27 protein-coding genes are annotated in these 23,969 nt (G+C 71.0%); 9 read left to right on the top strand and 18 right to left on the bottom strand.

The window, feature by feature from the left end:
* Positions 1 to 83: 83 nt before the first annotated feature.
* The 3 genes from AB0M47_RS05305 to AB0M47_RS05315 are packed head-to-tail and all read left to right on the top strand — an operon-like array spanning position 84 to position 3,291.
* Positions 84 to 1,667, top strand: coding sequence for a Na+/H+ antiporter (locus tag AB0M47_RS05305; protein ID WP_363408720.1), 1,584 nt, complete (start codon positions 84 to 86; stop codon positions 1,665 to 1,667).
* A gap of 29 nt (positions 1,668 to 1,696) precedes the next feature.
* Entirely contained in the window at positions 1,697 to 2,674 is a 978-nt protein-coding gene (locus AB0M47_RS05310; protein ID WP_363408723.1) for an aldo/keto reductase, read from the top strand.
* A gap of 2 nt (positions 2,675 to 2,676) precedes the next feature.
* The gene (locus AB0M47_RS05315; RefSeq protein ID WP_363408726.1) at positions 2,677 to 3,291 is read left to right on the top strand and encodes a hypothetical protein; all 615 of its coding nucleotides are present in this window, start codon (positions 2,677 to 2,679) and stop codon (positions 3,289 to 3,291) included.
* A gap of 70 nt (positions 3,292 to 3,361) precedes the next feature.
* On the opposite strand, the gene AB0M47_RS05320 is transcribed toward AB0M47_RS05315, so the two are convergent.
* From AB0M47_RS05320 to AB0M47_RS05330, 3 genes are read right to left on the bottom strand one after another with little or no spacing between them, the layout of a single operon-like run.
* Positions 3,362 to 4,345: a glycosyltransferase family 4 protein gene (locus AB0M47_RS05320; RefSeq protein WP_363408729.1), complete on the bottom strand. Its 984-nt coding sequence runs from the start codon at positions 4,343 to 4,345 to the stop codon at positions 3,362 to 3,364.
* Positions 4,342 to 4,740 (bottom strand): 6-carboxytetrahydropterin synthase, encoded by a 399-nt coding sequence (locus AB0M47_RS05325; RefSeq protein WP_363408731.1) that lies wholly within the window; start codon positions 4,738 to 4,740, stop codon positions 4,342 to 4,344. Before AB0M47_RS05325 ends, AB0M47_RS05320 begins: the two co-directional genes overlap by 4 nt.
* Positions 4,741 to 4,789: 49 nt before the next feature.
* Complete coding sequence (locus AB0M47_RS05330) at positions 4,790 to 5,764, bottom strand: zinc-binding alcohol dehydrogenase (RefSeq protein ID WP_363408734.1); 975 nt, start codon at positions 5,762 to 5,764, stop codon at positions 4,790 to 4,792.
* Between the two features lie 17 nt (positions 5,765 to 5,781).
* Here AB0M47_RS05330 and AB0M47_RS05335 point away from each other — a divergent pair, with 17 nt between their 5' ends.
* The 4 genes from AB0M47_RS05335 to AB0M47_RS05350 all read left to right on the top strand — a co-directional run bounded on the left by AB0M47_RS05335 (position 5,782) and on the right by AB0M47_RS05350 (position 8,454).
* A complete protein-coding gene (locus AB0M47_RS05335) occupies positions 5,782 to 6,543 on the top strand; it encodes a CDP-alcohol phosphatidyltransferase family protein (protein WP_363408737.1) in 762 nt (253 codons plus the stop codon).
* Positions 6,540 to 7,028 (top strand): NUDIX domain-containing protein, encoded by a 489-nt coding sequence (locus tag AB0M47_RS05340; RefSeq protein ID WP_363408740.1) that lies wholly within the window; start codon positions 6,540 to 6,542, stop codon positions 7,026 to 7,028. The genes AB0M47_RS05335 and AB0M47_RS05340 overlap by 4 nt, the downstream gene beginning before the upstream one ends.
* 5 nt (positions 7,029 to 7,033) lie before the next feature.
* Positions 7,034 to 7,789 (top strand): FkbM family methyltransferase, encoded by a 756-nt coding sequence (locus tag AB0M47_RS05345; protein WP_363408743.1) that lies wholly within the window; start codon positions 7,034 to 7,036, stop codon positions 7,787 to 7,789.
* A 182-nt stretch (positions 7,790 to 7,971) separates the two neighbouring features.
* A complete protein-coding gene (locus AB0M47_RS05350; protein ID WP_363408746.1) occupies positions 7,972 to 8,454 on the top strand; it encodes a DinB family protein in 483 nt (160 codons plus the stop codon).
* 3 nt (positions 8,455 to 8,457) lie between these two features.
* Here AB0M47_RS05350 and AB0M47_RS05355 read toward each other — a convergent pair whose 3' ends face one another.
* From AB0M47_RS05355 to AB0M47_RS05380, 6 genes are all read right to left on the bottom strand, one after another.
* Positions 8,458 to 8,709, bottom strand: coding sequence for a glutaredoxin domain-containing protein (locus tag AB0M47_RS05355; RefSeq protein WP_363408749.1), 252 nt, complete (start codon positions 8,707 to 8,709; stop codon positions 8,458 to 8,460).
* A 57-nt stretch (positions 8,710 to 8,766) separates the two neighbouring features.
* Entirely contained in the window at positions 8,767 to 11,499 is a 2,733-nt protein-coding gene (locus AB0M47_RS05360) for a BTAD domain-containing putative transcriptional regulator (protein ID WP_363408752.1), read from the bottom strand.
* 71 nt (positions 11,500 to 11,570) lie between these two features.
* Positions 11,571 to 12,041 (bottom strand): S26 family signal peptidase, encoded by a 471-nt coding sequence (locus tag AB0M47_RS05365; RefSeq protein WP_363408755.1) that lies wholly within the window; start codon positions 12,039 to 12,041, stop codon positions 11,571 to 11,573.
* Positions 12,038 to 13,834, bottom strand: coding sequence for an ABC transporter ATP-binding protein (locus AB0M47_RS05370; RefSeq protein WP_363408758.1), 1,797 nt, complete (start codon positions 13,832 to 13,834; stop codon positions 12,038 to 12,040). Before AB0M47_RS05370 ends, AB0M47_RS05365 begins: the two co-directional genes overlap by 4 nt.
* The gene (locus tag AB0M47_RS05375) at positions 13,827 to 14,369 is read right to left on the bottom strand and encodes a redoxin domain-containing protein (RefSeq protein ID WP_363408761.1); all 543 of its coding nucleotides are present in this window, start codon (positions 14,367 to 14,369) and stop codon (positions 13,827 to 13,829) included. Before AB0M47_RS05375 ends, AB0M47_RS05370 begins: the two co-directional genes overlap by 8 nt.
* 69 nt (positions 14,370 to 14,438) lie before the next feature.
* A complete protein-coding gene (locus AB0M47_RS05380; protein ID WP_253751156.1) occupies positions 14,439 to 14,627 on the bottom strand; it encodes a hypothetical protein in 189 nt (62 codons plus the stop codon).
* A 123-nt stretch (positions 14,628 to 14,750) separates the two neighbouring features.
* Here AB0M47_RS05380 and AB0M47_RS05385 point away from each other — a divergent pair, with 123 nt between their 5' ends.
* The gene (locus AB0M47_RS05385) at positions 14,751 to 15,275 is read left to right on the top strand and encodes a MauE/DoxX family redox-associated membrane protein (RefSeq protein WP_363408764.1); all 525 of its coding nucleotides are present in this window, start codon (positions 14,751 to 14,753) and stop codon (positions 15,273 to 15,275) included.
* Between the two features lie 23 nt (positions 15,276 to 15,298).
* Here the strand turns inward: AB0M47_RS05385 and AB0M47_RS05390 are convergent, their stop codons facing one another.
* From AB0M47_RS05390 to AB0M47_RS05410, 5 genes are all read right to left on the bottom strand, one after another.
* The gene (locus AB0M47_RS05390) at positions 15,299 to 15,673 is read right to left on the bottom strand and encodes a hypothetical protein (RefSeq protein ID WP_363408767.1); all 375 of its coding nucleotides are present in this window, start codon (positions 15,671 to 15,673) and stop codon (positions 15,299 to 15,301) included.
* A 63-nt stretch (positions 15,674 to 15,736) separates the two neighbouring features.
* A complete protein-coding gene (locus tag AB0M47_RS05395) occupies positions 15,737 to 16,180 on the bottom strand; it encodes a DoxX family protein (protein ID WP_363408770.1) in 444 nt (147 codons plus the stop codon).
* A gap of 160 nt (positions 16,181 to 16,340) precedes the next feature.
* Entirely contained in the window at positions 16,341 to 16,565 is a 225-nt protein-coding gene (locus AB0M47_RS05400) for a hypothetical protein (RefSeq protein ID WP_363408773.1), read from the bottom strand.
* Between the two features lie 27 nt (positions 16,566 to 16,592).
* On the bottom strand, positions 16,593 to 17,609 hold the full coding sequence (locus AB0M47_RS05405; protein WP_363408776.1) for a methyltransferase: 1,017 nt from the start codon (positions 17,607 to 17,609) through the stop codon (positions 16,593 to 16,595).
* A 10-nt stretch (positions 17,610 to 17,619) separates the two neighbouring features.
* On the bottom strand, positions 17,620 to 18,171 hold the full coding sequence (locus AB0M47_RS05410) for a TetR/AcrR family transcriptional regulator (protein ID WP_363408779.1): 552 nt from the start codon (positions 18,169 to 18,171) through the stop codon (positions 17,620 to 17,622).
* Positions 18,172 to 18,233: 62 nt separating this feature from the next.
* On the opposite strand from AB0M47_RS05410, the gene AB0M47_RS05415 reads away from it, so the two are divergent.
* Positions 18,234 to 19,334, top strand: a complete 1,101-nt coding sequence (locus AB0M47_RS05415) for an FAD-dependent monooxygenase (RefSeq protein WP_363408782.1) — start codon at positions 18,234 to 18,236, stop codon at positions 19,332 to 19,334.
* Positions 19,335 to 19,341: 7 nt separating this feature from the next.
* Here the strand turns inward: AB0M47_RS05415 and AB0M47_RS05420 are convergent, their stop codons facing one another.
* From AB0M47_RS05420 to AB0M47_RS05435, 4 genes are all read right to left on the bottom strand, one after another.
* Positions 19,342 to 20,994: a cellulose-binding domain-containing protein gene (locus AB0M47_RS05420; RefSeq protein ID WP_363408785.1), complete on the bottom strand. Its 1,653-nt coding sequence runs from the start codon at positions 20,992 to 20,994 to the stop codon at positions 19,342 to 19,344.
* A gap of 139 nt (positions 20,995 to 21,133) precedes the next feature.
* Positions 21,134 to 21,514, bottom strand: a complete 381-nt coding sequence (gene paaI, locus AB0M47_RS05425; protein WP_363409031.1) for a hydroxyphenylacetyl-CoA thioesterase PaaI — start codon at positions 21,512 to 21,514, stop codon at positions 21,134 to 21,136.
* Between the two features lie 261 nt (positions 21,515 to 21,775).
* On the bottom strand, positions 21,776 to 23,521 hold the full coding sequence (locus AB0M47_RS05430; protein ID WP_363408788.1) for an MFS transporter: 1,746 nt from the start codon (positions 23,519 to 23,521) through the stop codon (positions 21,776 to 21,778).
* A complete protein-coding gene (locus AB0M47_RS05435; protein ID WP_363408791.1) occupies positions 23,518 to 23,967 on the bottom strand; it encodes a MarR family transcriptional regulator in 450 nt (149 codons plus the stop codon). Before AB0M47_RS05435 ends, AB0M47_RS05430 begins: the two co-directional genes overlap by 4 nt.
* Positions 23,968 to 23,969 lie beyond the last annotated feature (2 nt).

Below are 23,969 nucleotides of genomic sequence, written 5' to 3' on the forward strand. Positions count from 1 at the left end.
ACTGGAGCCGGGGGCGCGTCCGCTAGAACCGAGGGCCGCGCCCGCCGGCACTCGAAGATCGCCGGACCGGGAAGATAGGAGACGTGCTCGGTCTGGAACTCGTCGTGCTGCTCGGCCTCGCGCTGCTGGTCTGCGGTCTGCTGGCCCGGCGTACCGGGGTCGCCCCGCCGGTGCTGCTGCTGATCTGCGGCGTGCTGCTCGGGTTCATCCCGGTGCTTCGGGAGGTGCACCTGCCGCCCGAGATGGTGCTGCTGTTGTTCCTGCCCGCCCTCCTGTACTGGGAGAGCATCACCACCTCGCTTCGCGAGATCCGCAACAACCTGCGGGTGATCGTGCTGGTCAGCACCGTGCTGGTGATCGGGACGGCGGCCGCGGTCGCCTGGGCGGCGCACGCGCTCGGGATGCCGTGGGGTCCCGCCTGGGTGCTCGGGGCGGCGGTCGCGCCGACCGACGCGACGGCGGTCGGGGTGCTGGCGCGGGCGCTGCCGCGCCGGCAGGTCACCGTGTTACGAGCCGAGAGCCTCATCAACGACGGCACCGCCCTGGTCATCTACGGGCTGGCGGTCGGGGTCACCGTCGGCGAGGAGCATCTGAGCACCCTGCACGTGAGCTGGCTGTTCCTGGTCGCGTACGCCGGAGGGGCGCTGGCCGGAGCCCTCGTGGGCTGGCTGTCGGTGCAGTCCCGCCGCTGGATCGACGACCGGGTGCTGGGCAACGTCGTGACGATCCTGACCCCGTTCTCGGCGTTCCTGCTCGCCGAGTTGATCGACGCGTCCGGGGTGCTGGCGGTCGTCGTGGCGGGCCTGTGGCTGAGCCAGGCCGGGCCACGGGTCATCCGGGCGGAGGCCCGTCAGCAGGCCGAGGCGTTCTGGTCGATGGCGACCTACCTGCTCAACGGAACGTTGTTCGTGCTCATCGGGCTCCAGGTGCAAGACGCCGTACGCGGTCAGGACGGCAAGGCGTTCACCGACGGGCTGATTGCGGTCGCGATCATCTCAGCGGTCGTCATCGGCACCCGGTTCGTCTGGTTGTTCACCACGCCCTACCTGATCCGGGCACTGGATCGGCGGCCGCAGCAGCGGCTGCGCCGGATGGGGCCACGGCCGCGCGTGCTCAGCGGGCTGTCCGGCTTCCGGGGCGCGGTCTCGTTGGCCGCCGCGCTCGCCGTGCCCCGGCTGATGGCGTCCGGGGAGCCGTTCCCGAACCGGGACATGATCATCTTCGTGACGACCGGCGTCATCGTGGTGACCTTGGCACAGGCGCTGCTCCTGCCCCGGGTCGTACGCTGGGCGCACCTCCCGCCGGACAACTCGCCGGCCCAGGAACGGCACCTCGCGGAGACGACCGCGACCGAGGAGGCGCTCGCGGCGATGCCCCGGATCGCCGGAGATCTCGGGGTCGAGCCGAAGGTGGTGGACCGGCTGCGCCACGAGTACGAGAAGCACCTGCGGGTGCTGCGGGCATCCGAGCCCGATGTCGACGACCAGCCCGCGCTGACCTACGACCAGCAGTACACCGAGCTCAAGCTGGCCGTGCTGGCGTACAAGCGGGCCACCGTGGTGCGGCTGCGCGACGACGGCAGCATCGACGACATCGTGCTGCGCAACGTGCAGACCCGGCTGGATCTCGAAGAGGTGCGGCTGACCCGCCACGAGGCCCTCGAGTAGCCGCCGAGCAGCTGCCTTAGGGTGATCACATGCGCACCACCACGTTGGGAACCCAAGGTCCGGAGGTCGGCGTCGTCGGCCTCGGCTGCATGGGCATGAGCCACGCCTACGACGATCCGGCCAACCGCGACGACGACGTCTCGATCGGCGTGATCCGGCAAGCCCTCGACCTCGGTGTCACCCTCATCGACACCGCCGACGTCTACGGCCCGTACACGAACGAGGAGCTCGTCGGCCGGGCGCTGACCGGGGCGTGCCGGGACCGGGCGGTGCTGGCCACCAAGGTCGGCCTCGTTCCCGACAACAGCGGTAGCGCGAACAACACCTCGCCCAATTACGGCCGCAACGGAAGCCCGGAGTACATCCGCCGGGCGATCGACGCGAGCCTGCGCCGGCTCGGCACCGACCACGTCGACCTCTATCAGCTGCACCGCGTCGATCCCACCGTCCCGATCGAGGAGACCTGGGGCGCGATGGCGGAGACCGTCGCGGCGGGCAAGACCCGGCAGATCGGCCTGTCGGAGGTGACCGCCGACGAGATCCGGCGGGCACAGACGGTGCACCCGGTCGCGTCGGTGCAGTCCGAGCTGTCGTTGTGGACACGCGATCCGCTGGCCGAGGTGCTGCCCTACTGCGTAGGCGAAGGCATCGCGTTCCTGCCGTTCTCGCCGCTGGGCCGCGGCTTCCTCGCGGGCCGGGTCTCGTCCTTCGACGAACTGCCCGCCGACGACTTCCGGCGGCGACTGCCGCGTTTCCAGCAGGACGCGCTGCGGGCCAACCTGGCCCTGGTCGGCCGGGTCCAGGCGGTCGCCGACCGGATCGGGGCCACGCCCGCACAGGTCGCGCTGGCCTGGGTCCTCGCGCAGGGCGAGTGGGTCGTCCCGATCCCGGGTACGAAGACCCCGAAGTACCTGATCGACAACGCGGGCGCGGCCGACGTCCGGCTCAGCGCCGAGGATCTCGCCGAGCTGGACGCGCTGCCCGCTCCGGAAGGAAGCCGGTACTAGACATGGCGGTGCTGTACAAAGCCGAGCTGCACCCGTCGAAGCTCGATCTGATCAACGCCTGGCTGCCCGGTCGCCCGTGGTTCGCCGGGCCGGTCGGCGTACCGGTGGACCGGGTGGCGGCTTGCCGATTCGACGACCCCTCTGGTGAGGTGGGCGTCGAGACGATACTCGTGCGCGCCGGGGATGGGCCGATCTACCACACTCCGCTGACGTATCGGGGCGCGCCGCTGGCCGGGGCGGAGGCCTTCCTGCTGGGCACGTCGGAGCATTCGATACTCGGGACGCGGTGGATCTACGACGCGGTCGGCGATCCGGTCTATGCCGCTGTGCTGGCCGCCGCCATCGTCTCCGGCGGCGGCGAGGCCGAGGAGTACCTCGAGGATGAGGACGGCCGCCAGCAGCGTCGCGAGCCCGCGATGACGGTGCGCGGCAGCGGCGTACCGGGTGCCGTCGCGGCGCGGATCAGCGTCGTCCGCGAGGTGGCCGACGGCGATCCGGCCGTCGTCGTGACGGACGGCGCGAAGCTGCACGTGGTCCGGGTGGTCGGCACGCCCGTCGCGGGCGCGACGCTGACCGCGACCTGGCCCGGCGCGACGGCCGTGCTCGCGTCGCTGTGAGAACTACGTCGCTGTAGAACGACGTAGCTGTAAGAACTACGTAGCCGTGAGAACTACGTAGCTGCAGGAGTTACAGGGCCGCCGCGAACCTGCGGACCGTCTCGTCCCAACCGGTCAGGCTCGACCGGCGGGTCAGCGCGGCGGTCCGCAGGTCAGCGCGTACGTGCGGGTCGGTGAGCCAGGAACGCACGGCCCGTGCGAAGGACGCCGGGTCGTCGGGCGGCACGAGCAGCCCGCCCCGGCCCAGCGCCTCCGGCACGCCACCGACGTCCGCCGCCACCACCGGCATGCCTTGGGCCAACGCCTCCCCGATCACCATGCCGTAGGTCTCCCCCCGGCTCGCGAGACACAGCAAATCGCCATTCCAATGAGTACGCACACCGCCGAGCACGATCCGGTCGGTCAGGCCGGCGGCGTCGATCTGCTTCCGCAATGCGTCCACATAGGCCGGATCGCGGTCGAGCGGGCCGGCGCAGTCGAGCGTCCACTCCAGATCCGTCAGGGTGGCGAGCGCGTCGACGAGGATGTCCTGGCCCTTGACCGGAGTTACGGCCGCGACGCAGATCAGCTGCGTTCCGGCGGCGGTACCGGGATGGATCGGCCGGGCGTCCACCCCGGGTTCGGCGACGTGCACCCGGTCGCCCCGGTACGCGTACCAGCTGCTGACGAGCCGGCGGGTCCACTGGCTGGTGGTGACGACGGCGCTGACCGACCGCAGCGCCTCCGCCTCCTCTGGGGTGGACAGTGGCATGTGCATCAGCAGGATCAGTCGCAGCCGCTGATGCCGGGCGAGCACCGCGGGCGCGGCGGAGCCGATGAGCCCGTCGACGACCACCGTCGCCCGGTCGGGCAGCGCCGCGAGCGCCTGGTCGAGCCGGTCGAGGTCGGCCGGCGACGGATGGGGCCAGGCCCCCGCGACCGGATGCTCGGCCGGAACCCGGCCCACGACGCCTAGCCGGTCGATGACATGACGGTCGTAGACGTTGCCGCCGCTGGGGGTGGCGTCGATGTCGCTCGGGACGACGAAGTGGACGGTCTGATCGGCCGGTGTCATAGGGCTCGTTCGTAGGTGGCCCAGGCGATGTGCGATTCGTGGAGCGTCACGGCGAGGCCGCTGAGCCCCCGCGCGGTCTCGCCGAGCTGCCCGGAGTGGACGCCGTCGGCGAGCCGGTCGGCGATCGCCCGCGCGAGCACCTCGGTGGTGGTGTTGAGCCCGGTGAACTCGGGCAGCTCGTCGAGATTGCGCAGGTGGTACGCGCCGACGATCTGCTTGAGCGTGTCCGCCGCGAGCGCGATGTCGACCACGACCCCGTCGGTGTCCAGATCGGACCGTTTGAACGTGGCGTCGACGACGAAGGTCGCGCCGTGCAGTCGCTGGGCGGGCCCGAAGGTCTCGCCGTGGAAGCTGTGCGCGATCATCATGTGGTCCCGGACGGTGACGCTGAACAATGGACTCTCCCCGGCTCTGCTTGGACTGCTGGTCGGATTACTGGTCGGATTACTGGTCGGCGTAGGTGATGACGTGGCACATCGGCAGGTCGCCGGCCGCGATGCGGGGCAGGACGGCGGGCAGCTCCCCGAACGGCGACTCCCCGTCGAGCAGCGCGTCGAAGACGGGATCTTTGAGCAGGTCGAGTGCGGTACGCAGGCGGTCGCCATAGGTCCGGCTGTCCCGGCGGGCCGGCGCGACCCGGCCCACCTGGCTGCTGCGGATGGTGATCCGTCCGGAGTGGAAGACGCCGCCGAGCCCGAGGCTGACCTCCCGGTCGCCGTACCAGCTCAGTTCGGTGATCGTGCCTTCGTCGCGCACCACGTCGAGCGCCGTACGCAGGCCCGCCTCGGACGCGCTGGCATGGTAGACCAGGTCGCGGCCGGTCCGGGCGTCGTCCGGGGTCGCGAAGCGTACGCCGATCTTCCGGGCGACCTCCCGTTTGGCCTCGTCGACGTCGACGAGTTCGACGTCCGCGCCGGGGATCTTGGCGAGCACGGCGGCGACCCCGCAGCCGACCATGCCCGCGCCGATGACCGTGATCCGGTCGCCGACCAGCGGCGGGGTGTCCCACAGGGCGTTGACCGCGGTCTCCACCGTGCCCGCGAGCACGGCACGTTTCGGATCCACGCCCGGGGGAACCTCCACCACGGCGCTTCTCGGCACGACGTACCGGGTCTGATGCGGATGCAGGGCGAACACGACCGTCCCCACGTCCGGTCCGGCCTCGATCACGCCGACGCTGAGGTAGCCGTACTTGACCGGCGCCGGGAACTCGCCCGCCTGGAACGGGGCGCGCATCCGGGCGTACTGGCCGGGGGGCACCTCGCCTCGGAAGACGAGGGTCTCCGTGCCCCGGCTGACGCCGGAGTAGAGCGTACGGACTTCGACGTCGTCGGAGCCCCGTTCCGGCAACGGCTCGTCGCGGATCTCCCCGACGCCGGGCGTACGCACCCAGAAGGCGCGGGCAGTGGAAGTCCCCATAATTGATGATTGTGCCGATGATGCGTACCGGACCGGTGACAGGGCTCGCCGTGCAGGTCGGTCTCCTTGCCGGACTTTCCGTCTCGGTGGGGCTGACCGGGCTCGGCTGGATCCTGGGTGTGGCCTACGGGCTGGCCGTCGCCGGGCTGCTGACCTGGGCCTTGTGGACGGCTGGGCGAGGTCTGGGGCCCGCCGACCGGATCACACTCGCCCGCGCCACGCTCGTCGGCGGGATCTTGGCGATGACCGTCGGCGTGCCAGGCCCGGTGTGGGTGATCGTCTGGACGTCGACGCTGGCGCTGGTCCTCGACGCGATCGACGGCTGGATCGCGCGGCGTACCGGGACGGACTCGCCGCTGGGCGCCCGGTTCGACATGGAGGTCGACGCGTTCCTGCTGCTCGTACTCGCGATCTACGTCGGGCGGTCGGCCGGGCTGTGGGTGGCGCTCATCGGGCTCATGCGCTACCTGTACGCCGTCGCCGGCTGGCTCCTCCCCTGGCTGCGTGGCCAGGTGCCCTACCGGTACTGGCGCAAGGTCGTCGCCGCCGTCCAGGGCATCGTCCTCGTCTGCGCGGCCTCGGGGCTGTTCCCGCACTGGCTCGTCCTCACGACGTTGGCGGTGGCACTCGCGCTACTGCTCGAATCGTTCGGGCGCGACGTCGTCTGGCTGGCCGCGCAGCGCTTCCCCGCGTTGCGGCGGCTGGGGCCGCTCGTCTTCCCGACGGCCGCAAATGCCCGCGCCTGGGACGGCCGTCCACTTGTACGCTCCTCCGCATGACCGACGGGGAGATAAAGATCCGGCGCGCCGCGCGAGTGCTGCTGCTGGACGCCGACGACCGGGTGCTCATGTTGAAGATCCACGACCCGTCCGCGGTCCGCGGCCCGGGTCGGCTGCCGAGCATGGATTTCTGGCTGCTCGTCGGGGGCGGGCTGAACCCGGAGGAGAGCTACGAGGAGGCCGCCCGGCGGGAGGTCTTCGAGGAGACCGGCATCACCGACCTCGTCCTCGGCCCGTGCATCCTGCGGCAGGAGAAGGTCGTCGAGAACCCGTACGGCGAATTGCAGCACGTGAAGCAGCAGGTGTTCGTCGGCCGGGTGCCGTCGGGCGTACCGGTGAGCTTCGACGGGCACGAGCCGCTGGAGGCCTCTGCGATCCTCGGCTACGAGTGGTTCACGCACGCCCAGGTGCTCGCCCGCGAACCCCACGAGACATTCGTGCCGCTCGGCTTGGGCAAGCTGATGGGTGAAGCTCTTCTAGGCTGAACGGCATGGACGTGTTCGCGCGCGCGTGGGGCATCACCCGGTCGATGGCGATGTACCACGGGATCCCCGGCCGGCAGCGGCGGATGCGCCGGTTCTACGGCCAGTTCCTCGGCCCCGGCGATGTCGGCTTCGACATCGGCGCGCACGTCGGCAACCGCGTACGCGCCTGGCGGGCGCTGGGCGCCCGGGTGATCGCGGTCGAACCGCAGCCCGATTTCATCCGGCTCCTGCGGATCATGTTCGGCCGGTCGCGCGCCGTCGTCCTGGTGCCGTCGGCGGTCGGCGCCACTTCCGGCCGCACCACGATGGCGTTGTCGTCGGCGACGCCGACGGTCTCCTCGATGTCCCCGGAGTGGATCACCTCGGTCACCCGGGACGACCGATTCGCCAGCATCCACTGGGATCGCACCGTCTCAGTCGACGTGGTCACCCTTGACCAGCTCGTCGCGGCCTACGGCGTACCAGCGTTCGTGAAGATCGACGTGGAGGGCTTCGAACTGGAGGCGCTCCGCGGCCTGTCCCACCCCGTACGCGCGCTGTCGTTCGAATACCTGCCGCCCGCGCACGAGGCCGCGCTGGCGTGCCTGGACCTGGTCGAGAAGCTGGGCGGTTATGAATACAACTACTCGCCGGTAGAGACGATGCGCCTGGCCTCGGCGGACTGGCTCGACGCGGCCGGCCTCACCGCGTTGCTGGACCGGTTCCGCCCGCTCGGCCGGTCGGGCGACGTGTACGCGCGCCGTCTGCCACCCGCCCGCTGACGCGACTCCCCTGCGCGACGCGGCGCCCCCAGTGGCACGGCGCCCCGAGCGGCCCGGATCGTGATCTCCGGAGCGCGGCACACCTGATCTTGGCGCGATCAGGCGCGCCACCCTCCGGAGATCGTCTGGCGAATCGGCATTCCCGACACAGGGTGTCGGGAATGCGAGGCAGAATCGCCGTCATGCCCGACCGATCGCAGATTTTGGAACTGCTCCGGACGAATCCGGAGCGGATCGCCGAGCTGACCGCCGGCTTGACGCCCGCGCAGTTGCAGACGCGTCCCGAGCCGGCGGAATGGTCTGCCGCCGAATTGTTGGCCCACCTGCGTTCCTGCGCGACGCTCTGGGGCGAGTACATGGCGACGATCGCGGCCACCGACGGCACGACGTTCCGGGTGGTCAACCCGGCGGCCTGGATCGAGCAGACGGACTACCCGCGGCAGAAGTACGGCCCCGCCTGGCGGGCCTACCGGGAACAGCGCGCGCAGTTGCTCACGATGTTGGCCGAGCTGCCGGAGGCGGCCTGGGCGCACACCGCCACGATCACCGGTGCGGGGGCGCCGCTTCGCAAGACGGTCCTCGACTACGCGAAGCGGCTGGCCACCCACGAACGGGCGCACCTGCGGCAGTTCCGCAAGATCACCGAATCGGCGCGGGCCGCCTGAACGTCACGGCCAGGTGAGGCCGAGCGCCTCGGCGAGTTCCTTGTCGGCCGGCTCGACCAGGTGGCGGCCGTCCGGGAGGGCGACGACCGGGATCGACATGCGCCCGTCCTGCACCTGCTGGACGTAGTCGCGCGCGGCGTCGTCGGCGTCGGTGTCGATCCAGGCGTACTCGACGCCGTTGCGGTCGAGGAACCGCTTGGTGCGTACGCAGTCGCCGCACCAGGTCGCGCCGTACACCGTGAGGGTGTCAGTCATGCCTCGATCAAGTCCGGCTCGCCGCCGCCTATTCCCACCGCCAGAGCGACCGCCTGTCTACGTGAGGCCGGCTTTGGCGCGTACGCGGGCCGCCTTGGCGTCGTCGAGACCGTCGAGAACGGACAGTGCCTGCCGCCAGGACTCCTGGGCGTCGCCGGTCCGGCCGATCGCGGCGTACGCGTCGCCGAGGCGGTCGAGGGTGGCGGCCTCGTCGATCGGCTGCTCCGCGTCGCGCAGCAACGGCAGGGCCCGGTGATAGCAGGCGATCGCGTCGTCGAGCCGGCCGAGCCCGGCGTACGCGAAACCCATGCTGTCCCAGGCGAGCGCCTCGCCACCGGGGCAGTCGTGCTGAGCGAGCAACGCCTGGGCCGCACCGCAGTCGGCGAGCCCCTGCTCGTACGCGCCGAGGTGGGACGCCGCCCAGCCGAGGCAGTTGAGCGCCCGGCCTTCGCCGATCGGGTCGCCGAGGACGCGGAATACGTCGCGGGCCGCCTCGGCGTGGGTCACCGCGTCGCCAGGCCGGCTGAGATAGTCGGTGTTCACCCAGCTCAGCCCGAGCCGGGCGTGGCCCTGACCGGCCAGGTTACCGGCCGAGGCGGACAGCTCCAGGGCGGCGGTCAGGTGCCGCACGGCCTCGTCGGCTCCCTCGGTGAAGGCGTGTACCCGGGCCAGGACGAGGTGCGACCGGGCCTGGTCGAGGATGTCCCCCGCCGCCTCGGCGGCGTTCAGCGCCGTCGTCTGGCAGCGCAGGAGCGCCGGCCAGTGGGCGTACTGCTGCTGGTAGCCGGCGACGGCCCAGGCGATCTCGCAGGCGTACGCCCAGCGCCCGGCAGCCGCGCAGCGGTCCACGACGACGGTCAGCGGATGCTCCTCGGCGGCGAACCAGGCGACTGCCTCGGCCCGCCCGGAGATCTCCGTGATCGTGACGCCGGGCTGGGGACCGGCCGGGGCGGGCCGCACCCGATGCGGGCTGAACTCCGTGTTCGCCCGGTAAGCGGTGTGCAGGTAGTGCTCGGTGAGCCGCAGTTCGGCCGCCGGATCGGCGTCGCTCGCCGCGAGGTCGTTGGCGTACTGGCGGAGCAGGTCGTGCAGTGCGTAGCGCAGGTGGCGGCGTTCGGCCAGCAGGTTGGCCCGCATCAGCTCGGTGAGCGCCCGCCCGGCGTCGGCGGCGGGCACTCCGGCGAGACTGGCCGCGGCGGCGACCGTGACCGTCCCGCCTGGATGCAGGCTGAGCAGCCGGAACAGTCTGGCCGCCGCCGGGCTCAGGTCCTGGTAGGACTGCTCGAACGCGGTGCGCAGGTCGCTCATGAGGTCGTCGTCGACGACCGCGCCCAGGCCGCTGCTCTGCTCGAACCGGCGGCTCAGCTCGGCCAGCGACGCGTGCGGCCGCAACGCGACGTGCGCGCCGACGACGGCGAGCGCGAGCGGCAGACCGCCGCAGCGGCGCAGGATCTCGTCGGCGGCGGCGGGTTCGCCGCGCATGCGGTCCGCGCCTATCCGCGTACGCAGCAGGTCGCGTGCTTCCCCATCGGCCAGCGGCTCGACCGGCACCGGCTGCGCGCCGTGCGAGACGACCAGCCCGGTCAGCTGCTTGCGGCTGGTGATCAGGGTGAAGCAGCCGGGCGCGGCCGGCAGCAGCGGGCGTACCTGGTCGGGGTGCCGGGCGTCGTCGAGGACCACCAGCATCCGCCGGCCGTGCAGCAGACTCCGAAACAGCGTCGCCTGAGCGTCCACCCCGGACGGTACGCGGTGGGCGGGCACTCCGAGCGTGTCGAGGAACCCGCGCAGCACACCCGCGGCGTCGGCAGGCGTCGTATCCGGGGAGAATCCCCGCAGGTCGGCGTACAACTGGCCGTCGGGAAACCGGTCGGCGGCCGCATGTGCCCAGGTCAGCGCGAGCGAGGTCTTGCCGACCCCGGCGGTGCCCCAGACGACGGCGATGCTGTGCCGGCCCGGGACGGCGTCGAGCGCGGCCAGCTCGGCGGCCCGGCCGACGAAGCCCGCGCACGGTTGTGGCAGCGCGGCGGGCACCAGGTCGATGACGCCCGGCGGGGGCGGACCGGCCAGCTGGGCGTCCTGCCGCAGGATCGCCAGGTGCAGGTCGCGTACGCCGGGACCGGGCTGGATCCCGAGCTGCTCGGTGAGACTGGCCCGCAGGTGCTCGTACGCCTCCAGCGCCTCGGCCTGCCGACCGCTGCGGTAGAGGGCGAGCATGAGCGTCCGGGTCAGCGGCTCGCGCAGCGGATCCTCGTCGATCATGCGCTCCAGGCGCGGGATGAGCGTGTCGTAGCGGCCCAGAGCCAGCTCCGCCTCGGCGAGTTGCTCGTACGCGCGCCGCCGTTCCTCGGCCAGCCGCTGGCGCTCGATTCCGGCGTATTCGGAGGTCACGTCGGCCAGCGCCTCGCCCCGCCACAGGTGCAGCGCCTGATGGAGCAGGCCGGCGGCGTTCGCCGGGTCGGTGGCGGCCACCGCCGCGGCGCGGTGCACGGTCGCCCGGAAGGTCGTCAGGTCGATGTCCTCGTCTCCCGCCTCCAGCAGATAGCCGCCGTCCAGGGATCGGATCACCGCCGCCCGTGCCCCGGCGGCGACGGTGCGCCGCAACGCCGATACCGCCCCGTGGACCTGCGTACGCGCCGACGCGGGCGCCGCCTCGCCCCAGATCGCCGGGATCAGCCGGTCGAACGTGACGACCCGGTTGGCATGGAGCAGCAGGTACGCCAGCACGCCTCGATGCTGGGGCCGGACAGCGGCGGCCGCCCCGCCGCAGAGGCTGACTTCTAGAGGTCCCAAGAGCCCGAACGTCGGCATCGTCGCCCTCCAGTCGCGCGCGCCCGGGGGTGGTGGGCGCACCGATTGGCAGCCTAACCGATCATGGGCGCATCTTGATCTGTCGATAATGGAGCGCCAGCCAGTCGCCGGACCGCCACCCCTACGACCAGGGCGGCGTCGAGGAAGCCGAACTCCCGCGAGTCGTAGCTCACGGCCGGATTGTCGCCGAGCACGACGAGACTTCCAGGCGGAACGCGTGCGTGCTCGTCCGCGATGGACAGTCGTGCCGGGACGGGATCACCGGCGACCGCCACGACCCGTTTCACGAGCAGCCGATCATCCGGCAGCATGCGGCGTACGCGGGACGAATCGGCGACATCGGCGATCGTGGACAGCTCGGGGGTGCCGGCCGGGCTGCGGAACACCACCGGCATCCCCGGCCGCACCCGATCGGCGGGCGTACGCCGGACCAGCAGCCGGTCCCCTGGCGCGTACGCGGGCAGCATGCTGTGGCCGTCCACGGTGACGATCAGCAACCGGCGTCGCAGCAGATCCCAGATCACGACCCGACCTCCTGCACGTATCCGGCCGCCTGCAACCGGAACAGCCGCGCGTACTCGCCGTCCAGGGCCAAGAGCGAGGAGTGGTCGCCGGTCTCGGCGACGCGGCCGTCCCGCAGGACGTAGATGAGGTCGGCGTCGCGGACGGCCGACAGGCGATGCGAGATCAGCAGATTCGTCCGGCCGAGCCGCGCGGTCCGCAACGACCGGTGCAGCTCGTGCTCGGCTTGCGGGTCCAGGCCCGAACTGGGCTCGTCGAGGATCATCAGGTCGCAGCCTTCCCGCAGCAGCCCCCGGGCGACGGCGACCCGCTGCCACTGGCCGCCCGACAGCACCGTCCCCGCTTCGTCGTCGCCGTCGAAGAACGCCCGGGTCAGCATGGTCTGGTAGCCGCGCGGCAGCTCGCGCAGGACGGAGTGGACTCCGGCACTGGCGGCGGCGGCCTCGACCCGGCCCGGATCGTCCCGGGCGGTCAGATCGCCGAGCGCGATGTTGTCGGCGGCGCTGACGTCGTAGGTCATGAAGTCCTGGAACACCGCCCCGATCCGCGTACGCAGCTGGGCCGGGTCCGCGTCGCGCAGGTCCACGCCGTCCCAGCCGATCGTGCCCCGGCTCGGGTCGTAGAGCCGGCATAGCAGCTTGACCAGGGTGCTCTTGCCCGAGCCGTTCAGGCCGACGAGCGCCACCGTCGAGCCGGCCGGCAGCAGCAGGTCGACCCCGCGCAGCACCCACGGATGGCTCTCGTCGTACCGGAACCACACGTCGCGCAGGCGTATCCCCTGCCGCAGCGGCGGCACCGGCACGGGGACGGGCGGCACCGGCAGGTCCGGCGGCGTACGCAGGATCTCGGCGTACCCGGCGAAGAACATGCCCTGCGCGTGGAGGTTTGCCGTCGTGGCGACCACCATGGCCAGGCCGGACTGCGTACTGGCGACGGCGGCCAGGAAGATCGACACGTCGCCGAGGGAGAGTTCGCCGCGCCGGGCGGCCAGGGCGGCCCAGATCAGCCCGGCTCCGGCCACGACGGCGGTGAGCGCGGCCAGTCCGGTGTGCCCGCCGACCTCCCGCCGTTCCATCTTGCGGATCGCGGTGTCCGCTGTGGACCGTTCGCGCATCATCAGCGTACGCAGGAACCCGCCCGTGCCGAACAGGCGGATCTCCTTGGCGGCTTGCGTACCGGTGAGCAGCTGGCTGTAGAAGTACTCCCGGCGATGGTTGGGCTCGACTCCGATGTGGGCGGCGGCCCTTCGCCGGGCGAGGTACAGCTCGGCGACCAGCATCGGGACGGCGGCGCACACCAGCACCACCGTCATCGCCGGGCTGAGGAGGAGCAGCGAGCCGATGAAGCCCACCAGGAGCAGCACACCCCGGCCGAGCCCGAGGACGCCGTCGAGCAGCTGCCCGGCGTTGTCGCAACCGCGTCGGGCGACTCGGAGCCGGTCGAGGTACGCCGGATCCTCGAACCGGCGTAACCCGACCAGACGGCCGGTCGCGGCGAAGAGGCGGTCGGTGGCGACCGCGCTCAGCCGGCGGCTCGCCTCGTTGCTCAGGAACAGGCTGATCCGGGGCAGCGACGCGGCGATCACGCCGAGCGCGGCGAGCCCGACGACGTAGGCCGTGATCGGTCCGGTCCCGGCCAGCCGATCCAGCAGCAGCTTGGTCAGCCAGGCGAGCAGCACCGGGACGACCGCCTCGGCGACCGTCACGGCGACGTACGCGGCCGCCACGCCCGGGGCGGCCGCGCCGACCAGTCCGGCGAACTGGCGTACCGCCCCGGACCGGGACTGATCACGCATGGGCGGGTACGCGGTCCGGCAGTTCCTCCACGCGCATGCCGTTGGCGGTCACGACGCCGTCGGACAGTACGCACAGACCGGGGAACCCGGCGACGGCGAACGCCTCGGACAGCGGACCGGAGTGGGGTTCGACGACGACCCGGGCGGTGCCGGCCAGCTGATCGGCGTACTCGCTGAAATCCTGCCCGTCGGTGACCACGACGGCCAGGACCTTCTCGCGCGGGAACCGCGCCGCGTAGTCGGCGAAGCGCGGGACGGCGGCGCGGCAGGGCTTGCAAGTGGGGCTGAAGAAGCCGACGAGCGCGTCCCCGGTCAGTTCGGCGGCCTCGACGGTGTCACCGTCCAGTGTGGTCGTGGTGAACGCGCCGACCCGGCTGCCCGGCTGGAGCACCGGATTCTCGGGCAGCGCGAAGGCGTTGTCCTGGCTCTGCTGGGCGGTCTGCTCGCGGAGCCGCCGCAGTACGCCGAACAGCAGGAACAAGTTGAGCAGGGTGAGCACGGCGAGGATGATGACCGCCGCGGTGAGAGTCGCCATTTCCGGCCTCCATGCCGTCGAGAGGAAGACGGCGGGGCCCGGTGCCGGACCCCGCCGAACGGGGCTGCGTCAGCAGCCGCCGCAGCTGGCGTAGCTGGTGGAGCAGCCTTCGTTGAGGCAGCACACCCGGGTCACCTTCTGGCCCAGGTAGCTACGCGGCGCCGGACAGTCCTGGCACCACGACGTCACCGAGCATCCGGCGGCGACGCGGGCCTTGGGGACGACGAGCCCCAGCAGGCGATCGGCCAACTTACCCATGGAAATCTCCTTTCTCGTGGGTTCGGCAGCACGCTGTCACGCGTCGCTACGATCCGGCTAACCGCCGACTACTGGGGCCCGGACCTCTTGCATCCCGGTGGCCACGATGGATACCGTCCGCTCGTGCCCTACCTTGAGCTGGCCTGCCGCCTGGTGCTGGTGACCGTGTTCGCGACCGCGGTGGCGGGGAAGATCTCCAGCCGCGCGGCCTGGACCGCATTCGTCGACTCGCTCGACCGCATGGACGCCGTCCCGGCTCGCCTGCTCCACCCGGCCGCGTGGGCGTCACTGGCCGCCGAGATCGCGATCTCCCTGCTCCTGGTTGTGCCCGGCCGCCTCTTCGCGGTCGCCGGCTTCGTGATCGCGATCGGACTGCTCGGCTCGTTCACCGCCGCCATCGCGAGCGCGATCCGCCGCGGCAAGAACGCGCCCTGCCGGTGCTTCGGCGCCTCGGTCACGCCGCTGGGCTGGAGTCACGTCCTGCGTAACTCAGGCTTGATGGTGCTGGCCGCGCTGGGCCTGACCGCGGCGCTCCGCGGCGGTCCGATCGACATCGCTCCGGCGGTCGTCGCGGCCGCCACCGGCGTCGTCGTGGGCTTGCTCGTCACCCGGCTCGACGATCTGCTCGCGCTGTTCCGCACTCCCTGACAAGCGGCGGTACGCCGTCGTGCTCAGCGGGCGAGCAGTTCGGACGCGGCGGCTACGGCGTACGTGGTGAGCCAGAAGAGTCCGATCAGGAGGCCGATCGCGGCCGGGGCGAGCGCCCGGACGAGGCCCCGGCGGCGGGCGCGCCAGCCGCAGACGATCGCCACGACGCTGGGCGCCATCGCCATCCCGACCAACGCGAACCGGACGAGCAGATCCCGCCCGGGATGCGGCGGCAGGTGGTAGTCGGGAATCCAGGCACGCAGGCCGACCCCGGTGGCCCAGGCGCCGCCGAGCGACATGATCGCGGCGAGCGCCCCGATCCAGGCGTACGCCAGCGTCGGGTCGTCCACGTTCTCCGTCGCGATCGTGTCGGTCGGCGACTCCACCGGCAGTTCCATGGCGCACCTTTCCGCGTACCACATCTGCTGGGGCAAACGCGGGGCGGACCTGGACGTAACGGACTAACCGAGCGCGGCAGTGATCGCGGCGCCGACGAAGACGACCTGAAGCACGGTACGCAGCGGCAGCGGGGTGGCGGGCTTGCCACCGAGGGTCAGTCCTCGCCGCGCGGCCAGGACGTTCGCGGGGAACATCGCGAGCATCAGCAGCGCGAGGCAGCTCGCGGCGAGCGGGGCGAGCGGCTTGATCAGCAGTCCCACCGCGCCGGCGAGTTCGAGGACGCCGGTCAGCGTGACGAGCAGGTCCGGCCGGGGCAGCCGCGGCGGGATCATGGCGATCATGTCGCGCCGCCAACTGGGCAGGAAGTGCACGACGCCGGTGGTGACGAACATGAGCGCGAGCCCGCCGCGCAGGGCGGGCTGCCAGGTGTCGAGGGCGTCCACGCCGACGAGGCCGAGCAGACGCAGGACGGCGAATCCGCCGATGAGAGCGATGAGGGGAGCCATCTTCCCGTCTCCAATCTTGTCGTTGACAAGATTGCTCTCCCGACGCGAACTTGTCAACGGCAAGATTGGTGACGCGCCCCACTTGTTCACCGCGCCGGAAAGACCATGTGCCCGTGGTCTGCGTTCGCAGCAGACCACGGGCACCGGACCAGGAGAGCGCCTAACCCCGCGCGCGGGAGCGGCGGCGGAACCACCACACCATCAGCGCGGCCGAGACGATCGCGGGCCCGCAGTGCACCAGCAGTACGCCGGCCAGGCTCGGGCCGCCCCAATCCTTGGCGTAGCTGGCCGAATCGGACCAGTCGATGACGAACAGTTCCGCGATCCCCCGGACGATGAAGTACGCACCGAACACGAACGCGATGACCAACAGCACCTTTCGCATGCCATGATCATCACACAGGCGGGAGCGTCAGCGTTTGCGGCCGACGACCACCCCGTTCGCTCCAGGCGCGTCCAGCGGCACGACCCGGACGTCGCCGAAACCGGTGTCGGACATCCAGGCGGCGTACTCCACATCGGAGTAGTTCCGGCCGCCTTCGGTCTCGACGACCATGTTCATCCCCATCAACGCCGCCTCGGCCGGACCGGTCCGCTCGCCGTTGAGCAGCCACTCCGAGACGATCAGGACGCCGTCGGGCGGCAGCGCGGCGTAGCACTTGGCCAGCAGTTCGCGGTTCGTGGCCTCGTCCCAGTCGTGCAGGATCATGCTCAACAGGATCACGTCATAGCCGTCAGGCAGCACCGGCTCCACGCGGAAGTCGCCCGGCACGGTCTCGATCCGGTCGGCCAGCCCGGCCGCCGCGATCTTCCGGTCCGCGATCTCGCACACGTGCGGCAGGTCGTAGACCGCGGCTTTGAGGTGGCTGAAGTTCCGGCACAGTTCGATCGGGTACGCGCCACCGCCGCCACCGACGTCGAGCAGGCGCGCATGCTGCCCGAAGTCGTACGCCGAGGCGAGCGTGCGCGCGGTGAAGATGGAGGTGGAGAACATCGCCTCCCAGAACTCCGCCAGCATCGCCGGGTCGCCGGTCTCGAAGGCCGACCGGTCGGTGTCGGGATCCCAGGTCAGCGGACGGTCGGTACGCAGCGCTTCGCCGATGCGGTGCCAGGGCAGGTAGGTCTTCACATCGCAGTACCGGACCTGGCCGCCGAAGTAGTAGGGGCGGCCGGCGACGAGGAACTCCTCGGCCAGCGGCGAGTTGCGGTAGCCCTCGCCGTCGCGCTCCAGCAGACCGAGCGAGGCGCACGCGGCCAGCAGCATGTCGGCAGGCCGGTCGGCCAGCCCGAGTTCGTCGCGGAGGTCGGCGACGGTGACGACCCGGCCGCCCGCGATCCGGGTGAACAGGTCCAGCTCGACGGCGACCGCCAGAGTCTTGAAGCTCCAGAAGCCGGTCACGAGCCGCATCAGCGGAGTGGGAGTGATCATCCCGCCATTCTCATGTAGACGGTCGCAGCCCGTCCAGCAGCACAGTGAGAAATGCGTCGATGTGTTCGGGCGAGCCCGACCTGGCGACGGCGTACGCGGACTCGCCGATGACCGCCGTGAGGACGCCGAGCGGGACGTCGTCGCGTACTCGGCCGTCCCGTTGCGCGGCGGTGAGCATCTTCTCGACCGCGGTCACCAGTTCGCCGCGAAGTGCCGTGGTCTCCGGCGCGGACAGGCCACGCAGGTTGTCGCCCGCCGCGTGGTGCGCCCCTTGGAACGCCATCAACTCCGCGAGGAAGGTACGCAGCGCCTGCTCCGGGCGATCCGAGCTGGACAACTCGTGCGCGCGGGCGACCACGGGGCGCAGCAGTCCCGCGACGGCCGCGTCCAGCAGCGCGTCCTTGCCGCCGAACGCGCGCACGACCGTGCCCGCGCCCAGCCCGGCCCGCTTCGCGATGACCTCGACGGTGAGCGTGGCGTCCGGCTCGGCGAGCAGCGCCGTGGCGGCGTCGAGGGCCAGCTGCCGGTTGCGTACGGCGTCGGCCCGGCTCGGAGTTGACATCTGGAACGTCCCTTCCACATAATTGGAATGAGCATTTCAGTTATCGTACTCGAGGAGTGGCCATGAACAAGCGCATCCTGGTCTCCGGCGCGAGCATCGCCGGGCTGACCTTGGCGTACCGGCTGACCAGGCACGACTTCCAGGTCACGGTGGTCGAACGCGCCGAGCGGTTGCGCGCGGGCGGCAACGGCGTCGACGTACGCGACCAGGCCACCGACGTCGTCGCCGAGATGGGCCTGCTGCCGCAGATCCGGGCGGCCGCCACCGACGTGCACGGCATGAAGTTCGTCGACGCCGCCGATCGGGCGGTGGCCCGGATCGACATCCGCGACCCGGCCAGCCTGGAGATCATGCGGGGCGACCTGGTGGCGCTGCTGCACGGCGTGACCGACGTCGAATACCTGTTCGGCGACTGGATCACCGCGATTCGCCAGGACGGCGACGGCGTGACCGTCGACCTCGCGAGCGGCGGCACACGGCGATTCGACCTGCTCGTCGGGGCCGACGGGCTCCACTCGGCGACCCGGCGGCTGGCGTTCGGCCCGGAAGCGGACTACCTCACCTTCAAGGACCACTACTTCGCCTTCGCCGACGCCGACTCCTCGCTCGGCGAGGACCGCTGGGTCACCATGTTCAACACGCCGGGCAAGATGACCGGGCTCTACCGATCCGGCAACCACACGCAGGCCAAGGCGTACTTCATCTTCCGGTCGAAGCCGATCGCGTTCGACCACCGCGACGTCGGCGAGCACAAGCGCCTGGTCCGCGACGCGTTCGGCGGCGACCGATCGTGGCGGATTCCGCAGCTGCTCGACGCCGCGCTCGCCGATCCCGAGTTCTACTTCGACGCGCTCAGCCAGGTGAGGATGCCGGCGTGGTCCACCGGTCGCGTCGCGCTGACCGGGGACGCCGCCTGGTGCGCCTCCCCCGCGTCGGGCGCCGGTGCCGAGCTGGCCCTGGTCGGGGCGTACCGGCTGGCCGAGGAGCTGGCCGCCGCCGAGGGCGACCACCGGATCGCCTTCGCCCGGTATCACTCGGCGCTTCGAGGACTGGTCGCGAAGAAGCAGCGGATCGGGGTGAACGTGCGGGTCATGGTGCCCCGGACCGAGGGCGGGCGACGCGTACGCGATTTCGCCGCCCGCCTCCGGTCCGGCCGGAACTAGGCCGGAACTAGGGACTGGCGCAGGTAAGCGTGGGCGCGGACGGGCTGCCGTTGGCGAGGAACCCGAACGTCGTCGAGGCCCCGGCCGCGAGCGACCCGTTGTAGGACACGTTCTTCACGGTCACGGCCGAGCCGCTGACCGTCAGGGTGCCGCTCCACAGTTGAGTGATCGTCTGGCCGGAGGCCAGCGTCCAGCCGGCGGTCCAGCCGTTGATCGCCGAGCCTCCGGCGGTCACCGTCACCTCGCCCTGGAAGCCACCCTGCCAGGAATTCACCGTCTTGTACGCCGCAGCGCAGACCCCGGCCGGTGGCGGTGAGGACGGCGGAGGCGACGACGGCGGCGGTGACGAGGGCGGCGGTGAGGACGGCGGGGGTGACGACGGCGGCGGTGACGACGGGCTGTCGCTCAGCACCGGAGTCGTCCAATCTCGCCAGTCCGCCAGATTCCCCGCCTTCAGGCTGGAGATCCGGAACGTTCCGGCGGCGTTGCCGGTCTTCAGCAGATACTTCTGCAGGTTCTGCTGCAACGGCGTACGCCACTCCGACCGCACGGCACAGTGCGTACCGTCCTGGATGTCGGACCAGTAGGTGATGTTCTCGCCCGCGCCGAGGGCCTTGTAGACCTCGGCGCCCGCGAGCGCGGCGACGCTGCCCGAGCGGGCGGCGAGCCAGTCGATGCGGGGGTTCTCCATGATGAACAGCCCCCGGGGCGCGACCATCGCCACCATCTCGTGGGTGTCGACCGGCAGCGCGGCGGGGTTGCCGGTGTAGGAGCCGAACGCGTCGCCGAGCCACGGCTGCTCGGAGTACGCGCTGCTCAGCGGCTGCGAGCCGGACTCGCCCGGGATGCCGCGGAGGATGGGCGCTCCCCCGCTGCCGGACTCGATCGGCATGGTGAGCGCGATCCGCTGGTCGAACGCGCCGATGACGAACGCGCCCTTGCCGTAGCGGGAGCAGCCGGTGACGCCGAGCGCGTCGGCCCGCAGCACGCTGCCGCCGGACTGCTCGATGACGTCGATGATCCGGCTGACTCCCCAGGCCCAGGCGGCCAGCAGACCGGTGCCGCTGGTCGCGCCGTAGACGCTGTAGAACGCGCCCTGCTTGTTGTTCCGGGCGGTTCCCTCCTTGCCGACGGCGAGCGGGTCGTAGTTGATGATCGCGACGCCGCTACCGGTGATGGTGGCGGTGTCGGCGCCGAGCCCGCCGACGACGATGACCGCCGGATAGGGTGCGGAGCCGGTGCTCGGCACGCTGACGCTCGCCGAGAAACTCGAGCTGCGACCGTTGTCGCTGACGTTCACCGTGATCCCCGTACGCGACACGGTGCCGCTGACGCTCGCCGGCTTCGCCGGTTTCGTGCCGTAGACGGTGGCCTCGGCCTGCTTCTTGATCTCCTCCCGGCGGCAGCGCCAGTCGGACTTCGACGTGATGCGCGTGCCGTCGATCTTCTTGAACGGATCGGGCAACTTGCTGGTGGACGGCGTGGAGCCGGGCAGAGACACCGCACACCCCGCGCCCTCGTCCTCGACCGAGGCAGCGAGAGCGAAGGCGGTGGGCACGGTGTGAGCGACGACGGTGGCCGCTCCAGCGACGACGAGCGCGACGACCGCCAGGGCGAGGACGGTCGGCCGCACGCTGGAACGGCCCGGGATGTTGATCACTAGGCCTCCCCGATAGATGATCACAAATGGTCGGGCAGAACCAGGGTCGATCGGCGAGGCCGTTCACGTCAAGACTTTTCCGGAAACTTTCGGTCGTTGGCACGACTAATCCACCCGGTGATGCAGGTAAATACCGCGATCAGCCCTCGGAAGACTTCCGAAGCTCGCGAGACTTGCCGCGGAACTCCGCGATGACCTCGTCGCCGCAGGTGACGGTCACGTCGTAGATGCCGCTGCGCCCGTACCGGGTGCGCTCGGTCGCGACCGCGGTCAGCTCGTCGCCCAGCCTCGCCGCCCGGACGAAGACGATGTCGCACGACTCCGCCACCGTCGGCGTGCCGTAGGTGTTGCAGGCGAACGCGAACGCGGTGTCGGCCAACAAGAAGACATACCCGCCGTGGCAGATGTCATGACCGTTGATCATGTCGCGGGTCACCGACATGTGCGCGACGGCCCGGCCCGGCTCGACGTCCTCGATGGTCGCCCCGGCGCGCTGCGACGCGAGATCATCGGCGTACATGGCGTCGGCCGAGCGCCGGGCCAGCTCGTGTGCTTCGTCCACACTCGCCACGCTACCGCCCGGCGGCACCGTCGCCGCGCGCCGTCTCGCCGCGCGCCGTCTCGCCGGCGGGAACGGCGGTCACTGGAACGCTATGCACCTAACCCGCCACCGGATAGGTGCATAGCGTTCCAGTGGTCGGTCATCCCCCCACGGCAGAGCGGAGCGGCCGGCGCCCCGTGCACGCCAGCCGCCCCGCAGCCGATGGCCGCCCCGGAGGTCTCAGTCGCCCCGGGACGGTTCGGCCGACGCCGGGATCGGCGTGAGCGGCTGCACGCCCAGCTCGTCGATCAGCTCGCTCTCCCGGGTCACCAGGTCGGTGGCCACCTGCGTACGCGGGGAGACCAGGGAGGCGGCCGCGCCGAGGATGCCCATGACGATGGCCAGCCAGAAGACGACGACCAGTCCGTCGTGGAACGGCCCGGCGATCAGGGTCGGGAAGAACTGGCGGTCGGTCAGGGTCGCCGCGTTCGCCGCCGGGAGCTGGCCGAGGATCTGCGGCCCGAGCAGTTCCTGGATCGGGTTGTAGCCGAGGAACGCCGCGAACAGCGTACCGACGGGCGGGAGCGCGGAGATCGTGTGCGCCGCCTCCGGCGGTACGCCTTGAGCGGTGAGCCCGGAGTCCAGGGTGGACGGCAGCGAGCCGGCCAGTCCGGCGACCATCAGCGAGAAGAACACGCCGATCGACAGCACCATGCCCGCGTTCTGGAAGGTCGCCCGCATGCCGGAGGCGACACCACGGAGGTGTGCCGGGACGCTGGACATGATCAGCGCCGTGTTCGGGGCGGAGAACAGGCCGCCGCCGAAGCCGTTGAGGAACACCAGCACGGCGAAGACGCCGTAGTGGAAGTTGGTCGGCACCAGCAGCAACGCGGCGAACGACGCCGACATGAGCAGCAGCCCGCCGGCCGCGAACGGGCGCGGGCCGAACCGGTCGGACAGGTACCCGGAGAGCGGTCCGGCGGCGAGGAACCCGATGGTCAGCGGCAGCAGGTAGATGCCGGCCCACAACGGGGTCTGCTCGTAGTCGTAGCCGTGCAGCGGCAGCCAGATGCCCTGCAGCCAGATGATCAGCATGAACTGCAGGCCGCCTCGCGCGATCGAGCCGAGCAGGCTGGCGGCGTTGCCACCGGTGAACGCCGGGATGCGGAACAGCCGCAGTGGGAACATCGGCTCGGCCACCTTGGCCTCGATGACGGCGAACGCGGCCAGCAGCACGACTCCCCCGGCCAGCCCGGCGATGATCCACGGGTTCGTCCAGCCCATCGAGTGGCCCCCGTACGGCTGGATGCCGTAGGTGATCGCGGCCAGCAGCGCGGTCAGCCCGGCGGCGAAAGTGAGGTTGCCCCACCAGTCGATCTTCCCCGGCCGGCGTACGCCGTTGTCCCGCAACGACTTGTAGGCCCAGATGGTGCCGATGACGCCGATCGGGACGTTGACCCAGAAGATCGAGCGCCAGTTCCACTCGGCGAGCACCCCGCCGAGCACGAGCCCGATGAAGGATCCGGCGATGGCGGCGACGATGTTGATGCCCAGCGCCATGCCCCGCTGCGCGGCGGGGAACGCGTCGGTGATGATCGCGGCGGAGTTCGCCATGAGCATCGCGCCGCCGATCGCCTGCACGACTCGCCAGCCGATCAGCCACAGGGCGCCTTTGCCGCCGGTGAACGGGTCCAGCGACAGGATCACCGAGGTCACGGCGAAGATGGCGAAGCCCAGGTTGTAGATGCGTACGCGGCCGTAGATGTCGCCGAGCCGGCCCAGGGTCACCACGAGCACGGCGGTGACGAGCATGTAGCCCATCAGCATCCAGAGCAGGTAGCTGACGTTGCCGGGCAGCAGCGGGTCGAGGTCGACGCCGTTGAAGATGGCGGGCAGCGAGATGAGCACGATCGAGGAGTTGATCGTGGCGATGAGCATGCCGAGGGTCGTGTTCGACAGCGCGACCCACTTATAGCGATCAGTCATTGAGCGACGTTCTCCGGAGAGGTGACGAGGTCGGCGAGGGCGTTCAAAGCAGGGAGAGCGGCCTCGATCGCGGCCGCCTCCGGCGGCGCGAGATGGGCCAGAAGCGCGGCGACTTTGCCGCTGCGGACGGACCGGCGATGACGCAGCAGGTCGAGGCCGGCCGTGGTGATCTCGACGAGCACCACCCGGCGGTCGCCGGGATCAGCGGTACGCGCGGCGAGCGAATCACGTTCGAGCCGGGACACGACCTGCGTCATCGCGGGCTGCGTGACGCCCTCGATCCCGGCCAGCTCGGTGAGCCGCCGGGGACCGTCCCGTTCGAGGGTGGCGAGCGTCGACGCCGCGGTCAGGCTGAGTCCTGGCGGGTTGAGCCGCCGCAACGCGGTGAACACCCGCGAGATGGTGGTGCTCAGGTCCGTGTCAGAAGAGACCGAGGTGGACCGCATAC

The sequence above is a fragment of the Hamadaea sp. NPDC051192 genome, assembly GCF_040682475.1.
Taxonomy (GTDB): domain Bacteria; phylum Actinomycetota; class Actinomycetes; order Mycobacteriales; family Micromonosporaceae; genus Hamadaea; species Hamadaea flava.